Source organism: Pedobacter westerhofensis (genome assembly GCF_900182595.1).
Taxonomy (GTDB): domain Bacteria; phylum Bacteroidota; class Bacteroidia; order Sphingobacteriales; family Sphingobacteriaceae; genus Pedobacter; species Pedobacter westerhofensis.
Map to the genome: position 1 here is coordinate 132639 of NZ_FXTN01000015.1, position 13875 is coordinate 146513.

Below are 13875 nucleotides of genomic sequence, written 5' to 3' on the forward strand. Positions count from 1 at the left end.
CTCCTAACTGAACGACGAGCGGAACTCCAGGGGAGAAAGATTGGTATTTAATTTAAACATTTTACTAAAGGATTGGCTATGTTCAAAACCTAATTCATAAGCAATCTCGCTAACAGAAAGATCTGAAGTTGACAGTCTTTCTTTCGCTTTCTCTATGATTTTATTTTGTATATGCTGTGCTGTACTGAACCCGGTAAGTTCCTTTAAGAGCCTACTTAAGTATCCAGAAGATATATTTAGTTCATTTGTTAGATACTGTACAGTTGGAAGCTTACTGGCCGGTAGATTTTCATCGGCAAAAAAACGCGCGAGAATACCTTCCATCCTTTCAAGTATCTGGTGGTTTGTTACCCTCCGGGTGATAAACTGCCTTTGGTAAAATCGTTCGGAATAGTTAAGCAGCGTTTCGATCTGCGAAATGATGATATTCTGGCTAAATTTATCAATGTTGGAACGGTGTTCCTGCCTGATGTTTTGGACGATACCATTAAGAATAGCCTCTTCGTTATCAGATAAAAACAGCGCTTCACTTACGGAGTAATCAAAGAATTCGTACTGTCTGATATTTTTCGTCAGGGAAGTATTCCAGAAAAAATCGGGATGAACGAGCAACATCCATCCTGACTTATTTTCTTGTTGTTCCTGTTCGACCTCGATACTTAATACCTGTCCGGGTGCAATGAAAAACATTAAACCTTCATCAAAGTCGTATTGCTGCTGTCCGTATTTCATTTTAGTGGCAAGATTTCTTTTGAGTGCTATGGAGTAGAAATCGAATACCCAATTGACGTTGTTGTTTTCTGGCGATAACCTCACGTCGGCATAATCCACCACGCTGATCAGCGGGTGCAGGGGTGGGGGTAAACCTCTGGACCTGTGAAATTCGATCAGCGATTTTAACTTGCGTACTTCTTTCATTACCTACAGTATTAAAATTAAATATAATTGTTTGCCGTAACAGTTTAACTAAGGGTTCATTTTATTGAAAATCTCCGTGATCGTACGGTTATTTTCATCTGCTCTTTCTTTGCTGTAACCGAAGGTTAGCTCATTACTGCCCTGTTCAAGCTGACTGAAGATCGAAGTGATGAACTCACTTACCTCGGGATAACCGTTATGGAGACCCGGACCGCCAAGATCCGTGTGCAAGGCCGGGGGATTGATCTCGATCACTGCTATACCTCTGGCTTCGAACTGTTTCCTTAGAGATAACGTAAAGGAACGCATAAATGCCTTGGTAGCACAATAAACCGGCATTGCGGCCGAGGGTATGAAGGCCAGGCCTGATGTTACATTCATGATGGCTTTCATCTGAGGCAATCCTGCAAACAGCTTGATCAATAAAATTGGAGCTAAAACGTTTACGCTGACCTCCGTCAATGCCTTTAGGTAAAAATCTTCGTCAGCTACTTTCATCCTGTTCTGGATACCTGCATTATTGATCAGGATGTCCAGATCACTATGGTTAGTTAAAACCCATTGGTGCAGTTTTCGCACCTCTTCTTCCTTTGCAACGTTGCATACTACAGGTATTACCTGTGAAGGGAAGCGCGCCGCCACTTCGTCAAGCTTGTCTTTCCGCCTCCCGCAAATAATTACGGTGTTGTTCTGTTCAACCAGTTTTTCGATAAGTCCCAAACCGATGCCTGTGGCTCCGCCGGTAATGAGTATTTTTGTATGGGATATTTTCATTTAGAGCTATTTTCAAGGTTAAAAAAATTGGAAGTTCTTACCACGGCACTTCGCCTTCTTCCCGGAAAAATTTCCCTGTAGGGCCGTCAGCATCAAATGTAGCCAGTTTCACGATGGGCTTTGCGCCCTGTGCTGCTGTCTTAAATCCGGCAAAGCCATTGAGGTCGGTAGCTGTATAACCCGGAGTGGCACTGTTGATCCTGAATTTTGTGTTTTTAAATTCATTGGCCAACGCAATGGTAAATGCATTCAGTGCGGTTTTCGTCGACCCGTACACGTGGTACAGATCCCAGTTAGGATTCCGTCCTTCGCTAGTCTGCATTGTCAGGGAGCCTACTTCGCTGGAAACATTCACGATAACCGGCTGGCTTGATTTTTTTAACAGTGGCATCATTGCCTGTGTGGTTTGGAGCGCTCCAAAAACATTGGTGTCAAATAATTCTTTTACAATCGATATATCACACTGTGAAATGTTCTGAGGCTGGGGACCCGCGGTACCGGCGTTATTGATCAATATGTCAAGCACTTCAATTTTTGATGTAAGTTCTGATGCCGCCTGCCGAACGGAACCCAGATCGGCGACGTCGATTTTCAAAGCTTCTACATTTAAGATATCCAGTTCTTTCAAACTATCCACCGCCTCCAGACCTTTCTTGAGATCGCGGCAACCCAAAAAAACAAAGTATCCTAATTCTGCCAGCTGTTTGGCTACTTCAAAGCCAATGCCTTTATTTGCACCGGTAACTAATACGTTTTTCATTCTGTTTCTTTCAAATTTAATTAATACACTTCGGCAGGCTCAGGCGTTATAAGCCTTCGCGAACTCTTTGGCGTAATCGCTCATCTTCACCTTACCAAGTGATGACGGCCTGTGCTGCTCGTAATCTTTAAACAATTCTCCTGTATGCATTGCTGCATTCATTTCAACCAGTCCGGCTGCCTGATTTGGCGCCATGCCAATTGAAACCAATTTGGCTTGCTGCTGTTCATCCGAAATAACTTCCCATTTTAAATCTGGTATCCCTATAGCCGTACCTAATATTGCTGCAGCTTCATTACACGATAATTCATCGCTTACCACGTAGCGGAATTTTCTTCCCTGTGCAGGCAATTCCAGTTCTTCAGCTATCGCATCAGCTACATCCAGTGGCGAAACCCAGGCAATTACATCATCTCCGCCGTAATTTGCGGTGATCTTTCCGGTATACTTGATTCCCGGAACAAAGCTCAGGAGATTATAGTAAATGGCAAGCGCACGTACATGCGTTAATGATATATTAGCAGGCAATTCCCTTAAGATATTTTCAACCAGGTGATGGAAGTGGAGCATTCCGTTGCCCTTATTGGTGTGTGCGCCAATACTGCTTAAATGTACTACGTGCTGCACTCCTGAATCGAGGATAGCTTTCACGAAATTGCGGCCTAGCTTTCCGTAGTAAGCTTCAATATCCAGTTCTTTATCAAAGAAGTCTACCGGCGGCTCCATCACATATACCGCATCTGCACCTGAAAATGCAGAAGTAAGAAATTCAGCGTCCTCTACCGAACCGATTGCTGGTTTAGCGCCAAGTGCTTCAATGGTCGATTTCTTTTTCGGATCCGAACTGATGACCGTAACAACATGGCCTTTTGAAATCAGATCTTTTGCCAAGGGGCTTCCTATGTTCCCCAATGAACCTGTGAGTGTTATTTCCATTTGTTCTGTTTTTTTTATGCAAAAATATGATGCTACGATAATACTAATGTATCCCGATCTGACTTTATTGTAATTAAAACTGACCTCCCTTGAATTCGCAGATGTTTGTAAGAAGGGTGGTATTTAAGGCGGCAATTAAATAATGCATATTTTCAATTGTATCAAATATTTTTGACAACGACCTAATAGGTTGTCAAAGACTTATTTTTCTACAACTCAATTTTGGCTTTGAATTAATTAACAAAGTCATGATAAAGACCCATAAAAAAAAGCCTTTCAAGGTCAGCGATTTTTTAGGCAACTTTCAGCCAAAAATCAAAAGAATTAAAGTGGAACCTCGTCACAGGATCAGGCAACTATTAAGATCAACTATACCATTAACCTTGGTCAAGAATCAAAGGCAATTTGATGAGCAACTTATTATCTAAGTCAAGCCATCACATCAAGAAATTTTAAAAGATTTATTAACTCATTCCGAAGGTCACGGAAGGCCTCGGCTGATCTGCATTGAAGCTCGCGTGAGCTTAGCAAAGATGTATTTTCGTATACGAAAATCTCTTTGCCGTCCATTCGGACGGAGGATCACTCGGAACTCGTGATCCTGAAGTCATTGATAAGTGTAGCCTATGTCAAGGAGAAAAGCCAAAGATCAGGACAACATATTAAGTCATCCAATAATTGTCAGGCTTACCGAAAATCAGTTTATTAAGCTTGAAAAAATCCGTATGGAAAGTGACATCAAAACCATTGGTGAAGTTGTGCGGAAGATTCTTAACAACCGTCCAATAAAGCTTCTTCACAAAGATGTTTCTATGAACCTGCCAATGGAGGAAATGGCACTGATCCGCAAAGAGATCAAAAGCATAGGGGTAAATATAAATCAGCAGACTCACCGTTTTCACATTAGCCAGAACGATACAGAAAGATCCTTCCATGCCATAAAAACATCTGAAACATATAAAACGATAGAGCCAAAAATAGATCGGCTATTGGCCATCATATCTAAACTAGCAGAAAAATGGTTGCAAGAATAAAGATCGGCACAAGTATACGTGGCATCCTTCATTACAACGAAAATAAGGTTGCTGAAGGTGAAGCAAAGCTGATACTGGCTAGCGGATTTGCCGGAGAGATTGAAAACATGACTTTCCATAATAAGCTGCAAAGGTTCGAACATCTGACTGAACTTAAACCAACGGTTAAAACCAATGCCCTTCATATATCCTTAAACTTTGATTCCTCAGAAAAAATCAGCAGTTCCAAAATGCAGGAAATCGCCATAGCATATATGGAGAAGATTGGCTTTGGTGATCAACCTTATTTAGTTTACAGGCACAATGATGCAGGCCATCAGCATCTCCATATTGCGACAACAAGTATTCAGCGTAACAGTGAAGCGATCAATCTGCATAATATTGGGAGAACCTTATCAGAACCCGCACGGAAATCTATTGAAAAGGAATTTGATCTGGTCGTGGCAGAGTCAAAGAAATTTAAACAGGAATCAGGTCTTAAACCTGCTGACCTTGAAAAAGCAAAATACGGCAGGTCATCCACAAAAAGGCAAATAAGTAACGTCTTAGCAGGAGTAATCAAAGAATATAAATATACTTCTATTGGTGAGTTAAATGCTGTTCTCAGACAATTTAATGTAACGGCAAACAGAGGAAAAGAGGATACAGAAATGTTTGCTAAAAAAGGATTGATCTATTCTTTGGTAGATAAAAAGGGAAACAAAATTGGGGTTTCAATCAAGGCAAGCGCATTTTACAGTAAGCCAACTTTAAGGAATCTGGAAAAAAGATTCGGCACCAATAAAGAAAAGCGTAAGCCTTTCAGGCAAGGGTTAATCAAGAAAATTAGTAAAGTTCTCTCTAAATACGAACGGTTCACTATTGAAACCCTAAATGCTGAACTCAAAAGGGATAGTGTAACATTGGTGTTAAGGAAAAATGATCAGGGGCGTATATATGGAACGACCTTTATTGACCATAAAAACAAAGTGGTTTTTAATGGTAGTGATTTAGGAAAACTATACAGTGCAAACTCCATTGCAGCACAGATCAGCTCATCCGACCAATTGAGATCCTATTTAAAGCCTACCGACAGCCAGTCATCCTATCTGAAGTCTGAACCATCAAAGTCTGCTAATACCTATTTGGAACCAATCGCCACGAGGGGGATTCTGGATGAATTACTAGGTAAATCTCAGCCTGACTATATGCCAGGAATACCACGGAAAAAGAAGAAAAAAAGAAACCAGGGATTAACCCTTTAAACACAATTTTATGAATACAGGTGAAGACACACAAGGCTTGCGCAAAATCATAGATTTTACAAGGCTAATCAGCATTTTCATACTGTCCATCCATTTTTATATTTGCTGTTACTCAGCATTCAAAAATTGGGGATGGACAGCAAATATTACCGACAGGATAATCTACAACATTGCCAAGACTGGGTTATTTGATAATCTGCTTAAACCAAAATTAGCTGTTTTATTATTTTTAGCCATCTCTCTTTTTGGTGTTAAAGGCAAAAAAGATGAAAAATTGCAAAGTAGCTCAATTGTAGCCTACTTACTGACAGGTCTTTTATTATACTTTATTAGTGTTTTATGCCTGTTATTACCTCTTAACTTATTGCTGGTTGCTTCTTTATACATAGGTATAACATCAATCGGTTACATGCTTATACTAACAGGTGGAGGATTATTATCAAGGTTGATAAAAGACAAGCTAAATCAAGACACATTTAATACAGATAACGAGACGTTTCCACAAGAGGAAAGGCTGTTAGAAAATGATTCTTCAGTAAATCTTCCGGCAAAATACAATCTAAAAGGCAAGATCCGTGATTCTTACATTAATCTAATCTCTATGACACGGGGGTTATTGGTTTCCGGAAGTCCGGGTGCTGGAAAAAGTTATTTCGTTATCCGTCATGTTATAGACCAACAAATAAAGAAAGGATTTTCGATGTTTTTGTATGACTTCAAATATGACGATCTGACCAAGATTGCTTATAACAAGTTGTTAGCGTATCAAGACAATTATAAAATCAAGCCTAAATTCTATGTAATTAATTTCGATGATTTAAGCCGTACCCACAGGTGCAACCCTTTAGATCCTGACAGTATGGAAGACATTACAGATGCTACCGAAGCCAGCCGTACAATAATGTTGGGACTTAATAAGGACTGGATAAAAAAAACTGGCGATTTTTTCGTCGAATCGCCAATCAATTTTTTAACCGCAGTGATTTGGTATCTCCGAAAGTATGAAAACGGAAAGTTTTGTACGCTACCACATGTAATTGAATTAATGCAGGCTGATTATGATAAGCTGTTTGCAGTGTTGCAGGAAGAAGATGAGATAAAAGTATTGATTAATCCTTTTATCTCGGCATATAGGAACAAAGCGATGGCGCAGTTGGAAGGTCAGATTGCATCGGCCAAAATCGGACTTGCCAGATTATCCTCACCGCAATTGTATTATGTTTTAAATGGGAACGATTTCACTCTTGATGTTAATAATCCGCAAGAGCCAAAGATCGTCTGTATTGGTAACAATCCTCAGAAGATTCAAACTTACGGAGCAGTGTTATCCCTGTATGTTTCTAAAATGATGAAACTGGTCAACAGGAAGAATCAGCTCAAATGTTCTCTTGTCTTCGACGAATTTCCTACAATTTATATTGGTGGCTCTTCGGGCATCGATGGACTTTTGGCAACCGCCAGAAGTAATAAGGTTGCAACTACATTAGCAGTACAAGATTTCAGCCAGTTAAAGAAAGATTATGGTGCTGAACAAGCCGATGTCATAACCGGTATAGTTGGTAATGTTATCAGTGGACAGGTTACTGGAGATACAGCCAAAAAGTTATCTGAAACCTTTGGGAAGATTGTTCAGGACAGAGAGAGCAGGAGTATTAATAGTTCAGATATTTCAATTTCTAAATCAACACAAATGGATTCTGCGATACCTGCATCAAAGATCGCTTCACTTTCATCGGGAGAATTTGTTGGTTTCGTGGCAGACACGCCAGATCAGAAAATCAAACTTAAAATGTTTCATGCGGAAATACAGAATGATCATGATTCAATTGCTGAAGAGGAAAAGAACTATAAGCCTATACCTGTTATCGAGAAAGTCACTTACGGTGATATTATGGAGAACTACACAAGGATTAAGGAAGATATTGATCAGTTATTTGAAATAGAACTGGAGAAAATTTTAGTCAGGCAATCCAAAGAGGAAGAGCCAGAACCTAAAAAACCACTGCCTGATGAAAATAAGGAAGACGAAGAAGAAGCCGAAAAGGACATTTCCCGTTAAATAAAAACTGTTATTTTATTTAAAATATTGCTAAAGGAACTGTTTTATTATGAACCTCAGGTTGGTGACATTGCAAAAGAAACAGAAGACAGATTTAGCCGAAAGCCCCTTATTAATGTTAAATCATTAACAAACCACCATCTACAACATAAGAACTTCCTGTAACATAGCTTGCTTCGTCTGACAATAAAAATGCAGCTACCGCAGCTGCTTCATGAGGATCGCCTAACCGTTTCAATAAAACCACTTTAGAAAGTTCCTCTTCAAATTGTTGTCGCAGTTCTTCTGGAAGACCACCGCGTAGATTACTGTTTATAGGGCTTGGAACGAGTGAATTACCCGTATTTTTCGTGGTGCAAATTCTGCCGCCCAACTACGAGCTGCTGCTAGAATAGCTGCTTTGCTTGCTGAATATAACGATATGGAAGGCTGCCCTTCGTATACGGCGCTAGATGATGTCACTAACACTGAGCCACCCTCGTTTATATAAGGAGCTAACGCACGCATTTGGAGCATTGGAGTAACGACATTTACTGTAAACATTTTGTTCATCGTATCTCTATCGACTGTAATGATGTCACCGCCGATTGCACAAGCGGCATTTAACCACAATCCGTCTAAATTTCCAATTTTTTTTACTACAGACACGAGCCTTTCGGGAGAATTGTCATCTTCGGCATTATCCATCACTACAGTAACATTTTTACCTAAATGCTCTGTTGCTGAAATCAAATGTTCTTCTGTTCGTCCTGTAATAATAACCTTTGCACCTTCACTAACTAACCTTTTGGCTCCTGCTAGTCCGATTTTACTGCTACCGCCAGTTATTAGGATGGTCTTATTCTCAAATCTGCTCATATATAAAATCCAGTTATCATCGGTAAAGTTAGAAAATTTGTCTATCTGCAAGGAAGCTTAAATCTCTTTTGGCAGGGAAATGGAACATCTAAATCGGAAAGGACTTCATCGTATGATATTGATAGGAACACTTTTAGGACAGGTTTATCACGATTGTTGTTGCGAGTGCCGAAAAGTGACCGAAATTCATTGCGAGTATTGGCGCAGGTAGGATGCATTAGGTTCATCGAAAGCCTGCCGGACGCTTTTTTTAGAAGCTTAGTAGTTCCGGTCAGTATTCTTCTATCAATTTTCATAAAATTAGAATATAAATCTACAGAATTTCCGTTATTTCTAACTGAACTTGTGTATATGATATTTTACTAGTATTGACTGATAGGTCAACTATGATATACAAAAGAACCAGTGTTCTTCTGATTGTATCTATTTAGAGAACCTTTTTTAATGGAATATAACAATGCGCTTGAAAATTCACTGGTTTTAAAATCAGCCCGAAATCGTTTTTGACAATCTTGGACTATACTTTTTAAAGTTCTTTCTTCTTTGGGTTGATTTGTCTTCTTGAAATAACCTTCATTAGTAAGAATACGAATGGCTTCTGCTGCCGTTATTGGTTTTGCTTTAGGTATTTTATCTTTTATGATCTTATTATTCTTTCTATAGAGATCAATACCAATATCATAAAAGGGTATCTGAAAATCTATGACAAATAGTTCCATGATATGTATCTCCATCGCTCCAGCTATAGCAAATATATTACTGATAGAGGTATTCCCCTTACCATAAATTATTCTATAAACTTGCTTTGATGTGAAGCCTGTACGATCCGCAAGCGCCTCAACAGGAATATTTTTGTCAATAATAAGCTTTTGTATTCTATCTCTAAGTTTCCTCAAATTCTTGGTATCAATATATTGTTTTCTACCCATTGAGTAAAAAGAAGGGTATTAAATTTATTTTATAAGTCTTATTTGACATATTAATTTTTTTTAATATATTTGTTCTTTCCTGTTTTACAGCATTTTAATGTAGAATTATATGGCACTGAAATACTAGAAATTGCCTTTCAAATAAAGGCATTTAATTAAGAGTCTCGTCGCAAAAAGTTTGACAGCCAAGAAGCGAGGCAGTAAGATTAATGCCCATATCACTTTAAGTACATATCTTTGTGCTTGAAATAGGTATGGGCTTTACTGTAAATCCACGTTCTTGGCTGTCAACTAAGATGCGGTGGTATGTAGGGCCCTACCTATTTTACTGTCCGCCAATCGCAACTTCGAGGCTCGTTATACATAACGAGTGATGGAAGAAAAACATATACATATTTACTTTATTCATTTTTCGGTTGGAATCCATCCGCCTTAACTGTATTAACTGGTTTAATGTTTCCTAAACCGCCCCTGCCAAGAATCGTAATTTAGCAAACAGTTGAACCATGCCTATAATGGGTATGGTGCTTCACTTGTTATTTCAATCCTGGCAGGGGCGGGTAACGGGTGTTAGCCCTGCCCATTTAAGGTTTACCAACCCGTTACATAACCGAATTTCCAATAAATTATGTACGGGATAAATATGAATACTTATCTAAACCATCAGTTTATAGAGCAGATTTACACATTACCAATTGATGTTCATAATAAAATGCCCTTAGCTTCATCGTCTAGGGTAGATCATAAATACCTCTTCCAGAAAAAATACAAATTTCTTGAAGCACTTTACGAAAACATTGTTAAGCCACCAGTTTAGATGATTTGGGTTCAAATCATCCCAAAAATTTTTAAAAATCAACTAAACTAATTAACATGAAAAAAATAACGATATACATCGTAATGGCCACGCTTTGCCTTTTTTTAAAGGTGAAAGCGCAGGTCTCGACAATTGCAATCAAAGGTAGAATTACAGATGAAAATGGATTGCCTATTTCAAATGCTACCATAAAAGTGAAAGATTCTAAAAGTCTAACAATATCAAATACCGAGGGACTTTTTAATTTAAGTAATGTGCAATTAGGTTCCACTTTGGTCATTTCTAGCATTGGATATAAATCGAATGAAATTCACATTACAAAAAGTGCTGAATATCTTGTTATACGTATGCCTACAGAGGATAATGGATTGAATGAGGTGCAGGTTGTAAGTACTGGCTACCAAAATATCCCTAATGAACGAACAACGGGATCGTTTGCCCAACCAATTAAAGAAGCATTTGATAGCAGAGTATCAACGGATATATTAAGCAGATTAAATGGTATTACATCAGGTTTGGTGTTTAATGCAAATACAGGGAATACCATTAATGGTCAACTGGACATTAATATCAGAGGCAGGAGTACTATAAGGGCAAATGATCAGCCCCTTGTAGTCGTAGATAATTTCCCATATAGCGGTGATCTTTCAAATATTAACCCAAATGACGTTGCATCAATTACTGTATTAAAAGACGCGGCAGCATCATCAGTTTGGGGTGTTAAAGCAGGAAACGGGGTAATTGTAATAACCACTAAAAAGGGCAAGATTAATCAGGGATTGAAAATTTCTTTTAATTCGAATTTAACAATCATAAATAAGCCCAATTTATACTATAACCCCAACTTTTTGATATCGCCTGATTATATCGAAATAGAAAAATTCCTGTTTGATAAAGGGAAGTATACAAGTGCGCTCTCAGATGTTATTAACCACCCTGCCATTTCACCTGCTATAGAGATTATGGCAAATATAAATAAATTATCTCTATCTGATTCTTTATCTGCTATGAATAGGTTAAGGAAGATTGACGTTAGAAAACAAAATGAAGAATATTTTTATCGAAGAGGCTTTACACAGCAGTATGCAATAAATCTAAGCGGGGGAACTGAAAAAGCAAGCTATTACATATCTTCAGGCGTTGACAAGACCCAACAGAATTTAAAAGCCAACGACAACCAACGTTTTACTTTAAATACCCTAAGTACTTTCAAACCATTAGAAAATCTGGAATTCACTGCCGGTATATATTATACAAAAACCTTATCCAATACAGATAATACTTTAAATACAATTGTCAACCAAACCGCCAGCTATTATCCTTACATCCAATATGCCGACTCAAATAACAATCACCTCGCTATTACGAGAAATTACAGCAATACATTTATATCCTCAGCTCCATCTAAGGGTTTTTTGGATTGGAATTATGTTCCTTTAAATGAACTTGGTCTAACACAAAACAGCAATAATTCAAATGATACCAGAATAGTAACGGGATTAAAATATGATATCATCAAAGGCTTAAATCTTGATTTAAAATATCAGTATCAGAAATCTTTTTCCGAGAGAAATACCTACCAAAACAAAGACACCTATTATGCAAGGAACCTTATCAACCAATTTTCAATCCTATCAAATGATCAGGTGATAGATTACAATGTACCTGTTGGTGGGATATTGAATTACCAGAATGGAAGTATTAATTCCCAAAATTTTAGAGCTCAGCTAAGCTTTGCAAAAAGTATCGGGGATCATGATTTTTCAATCCTTACAGGATATGAGTTAAGCCAATCCACAACCGATATTAAAGGGGGGGCTATGTATGGATATGATAATGAACTAGCCATTTATAATCCTGTAAACTATAATATATACTACGATACCAACCCATCGGGCGGATCGAATATTCCTGATGGGGTTTTTATAGGGGGAACTTTGGAGAGGTTAAGGTCAACTTATGCAATCGGTTCATATACCTATAAACAGAAATATACTTTGACCGGAAGCACCCGAGTAGACGGTTCAAATTATTTTGGTGTCCAAACCAATAAGAAATCCGTTCCATTATGGTCTTTGGGCAGTAAATGGGATGTTTCAGATGAAGACTTCTACAACATAAAATGGCTACCGCAATTGAGCTTAAGCATGTCTTATGGATTTAATGGAAATCTTGATAGATCAACTACAGGTATTACCACTTTTTACAGATTATCGAATGCACGGTTTACCAAAATTAACTACGCTGATGTTGGTAACATAGGAAATCCCGAATTAAAATGGGAAAAAATCAAGCAAACAAAGTTAGGTTTAACCTTCGCATCTAATGATAACAGGCTGACAGGAAGTTTCGAGTATTTCTTTAAAAAGGGCGTTGACCTGATAGGAAGCACACTTTTAGCACCCAACACCGGGGTGATAAGCTTCAATGGCAACTTTGCTGAAATAGCTGGCAAGGGGTATGATTTAACCCTAAATTCAAGAAATTTTAGAGGCAAATTTGCTTGGCAAACATCATTACTTATAAGCCAAGCAACTGATAAGGTAACAAAATACGATATAAAAGCTACAAACGGGCAATTGGTTAGCTCTGACGGATTGAATGGAAGATCAATCGTTCCAATTGTAGGGAAACCTGTTTATAGTGTATTAAGTTTGCCTTGGGGAGGGCTTGATCCTGAAAACGGTGATCCTATCGGTTTTATTAACGGATCAAAAAGTAAAGACTATGCCGCACTAAACGCCACAAGATTGGAGGATCTAAAGTACAACGGATCTGCACGGCCTACAGTCTTTGGTGGTATATCAAATACTTTCTCCTATGAAGATTTATCATTGACAGTCAATGTAAGTTTCAAGTTTAATTATTACTTCAGAATGCCCTCATTAAGTTATACGAACCTTTTTGGAAATAGCATTCAGGGCAATTCAGATTATGCAAGGCGTTGGAAAAATCAGGGTGATGAACTAGAAACTCATGTTCCATCAGCCGTATATCCGGCTAATGCAGGAAGAGATAGATTCTATGCAAGCTCTTCAATACTCGTAGAGAAAGGAGACAATATTCGTTTGCAGGACATAGGTTTAAACTATACGTTTAGAAAATCTAAATGGACTTTTATTCCGATTAACGACATTCAATTATATGCCTACATCAATAATATTGGGGTATTATGGAAAGCCACAAATAGCGATGTTGATCCTGATTTTATCCCCGGCTCTTCAACTACTTCTATTTATCCAACTCCCAGATCATTTTCAGTTGGATTAAAAACTAACTTTTAATCTGTATATCATGAGAAATCAAAATTCGTTTATCTATAGACCGATATGTATTTTATATGTAGTCTTATCCTTAATTTTAACCCAATCCTGTAAAAAGGAATGGCTGGATGCCAAGCTGCGTATTTCAGCGAAAGTGCCCCCTCTGTTTCGGGTCAAACTGACCCCCCCACTGGCTGCCGAGCGTAGTAGCGGATGCTCCACTAAGTACTACCAAAGATAATAAATTCCCGCCGCCCCCATCTGGCACTGAGCAAAAGCAGCT

At 38.3% G+C, this 13875-nt stretch carries 9 protein-coding genes and 1 pseudogene; 4 read left to right on the forward strand and 6 right to left on the reverse strand.

The window, feature by feature from the left end; all coding sequences use genetic code 11:
* Positions 1-3 precede the first annotated feature (3 nt).
* The 4 genes from FN831_RS24915 to FN831_RS24930 are packed head-to-tail and all read right to left on the reverse strand — an operon-like array spanning position 4 to position 3388.
* Positions 4-918 (reverse strand): helix-turn-helix domain-containing protein, encoded by a 915-nt coding sequence (locus FN831_RS24915; protein ID WP_142530934.1) that lies wholly within the window; start codon positions 916-918, stop codon positions 4-6.
* 48 nt (positions 919-966) lie between these two features.
* On the reverse strand, positions 967-1692 hold the full coding sequence (locus FN831_RS24920) for an SDR family oxidoreductase (RefSeq protein WP_142530935.1): 726 nt from the start codon (positions 1690-1692) through the stop codon (positions 967-969).
* A 37-nt stretch (positions 1693-1729) separates the two neighbouring features.
* A complete protein-coding gene (locus FN831_RS24925) occupies positions 1730-2452 on the reverse strand; it encodes an SDR family oxidoreductase (RefSeq protein WP_142530936.1) in 723 nt (240 codons plus the stop codon).
* A gap of 39 nt (positions 2453-2491) precedes the next feature.
* Entirely contained in the window at positions 2492-3388 is an 897-nt protein-coding gene (locus FN831_RS24930; RefSeq protein WP_142530937.1) for an NmrA family NAD(P)-binding protein, read from the reverse strand.
* Between the two features lie 626 nt (positions 3389-4014).
* Between FN831_RS24930 and FN831_RS24935 the strand changes: the two genes are divergently transcribed.
* From FN831_RS24935 to mobC, 3 genes are read left to right on the forward strand one after another with little or no spacing between them, the layout of a single operon-like run.
* The gene (locus FN831_RS24935) at positions 4015-4422 is read left to right on the forward strand and encodes a mobilization protein (protein ID WP_142530938.1); all 408 of its coding nucleotides are present in this window, start codon (positions 4015-4017) and stop codon (positions 4420-4422) included.
* Complete coding sequence (locus FN831_RS24940) at positions 4407-5666, forward strand: relaxase/mobilization nuclease domain-containing protein (RefSeq protein ID WP_142530939.1); 1260 nt, start codon at positions 4407-4409, stop codon at positions 5664-5666. Before FN831_RS24935 ends, FN831_RS24940 begins: the two co-directional genes overlap by 16 nt.
* A gap of 10 nt (positions 5667-5676) precedes the next feature.
* On the forward strand, positions 5677-7725 hold the full coding sequence (gene mobC, locus FN831_RS24945; protein ID WP_142530940.1) for a conjugal transfer protein MobC: 2049 nt from the start codon (positions 5677-5679) through the stop codon (positions 7723-7725).
* 118 nt (positions 7726-7843) lie between these two features.
* On the opposite strand, the pseudogene FN831_RS24950 reads toward mobC, so the two are convergent.
* Both FN831_RS24950 and FN831_RS24955 read right to left on the reverse strand, forming a co-directional pair.
* Positions 7844-8583, reverse strand: a pseudogene (locus tag FN831_RS24950) (SDR family NAD(P)-dependent oxidoreductase).
* Between the two features lie 380 nt (positions 8584-8963).
* The gene (locus FN831_RS24955; protein ID WP_142530941.1) at positions 8964-9512 is read right to left on the reverse strand and encodes a helix-turn-helix domain-containing protein; all 549 of its coding nucleotides are present in this window, start codon (positions 9510-9512) and stop codon (positions 8964-8966) included.
* A gap of 873 nt (positions 9513-10385) precedes the next feature.
* Here FN831_RS24955 and FN831_RS24960 point away from each other — a divergent pair.
* On the forward strand, positions 10386-13613 hold the full coding sequence (locus FN831_RS24960; protein WP_142530942.1) for a SusC/RagA family TonB-linked outer membrane protein: 3228 nt from the start codon (positions 10386-10388) through the stop codon (positions 13611-13613).
* The last annotated feature ends 262 nt before the right edge of the window (positions 13614-13875 follow it).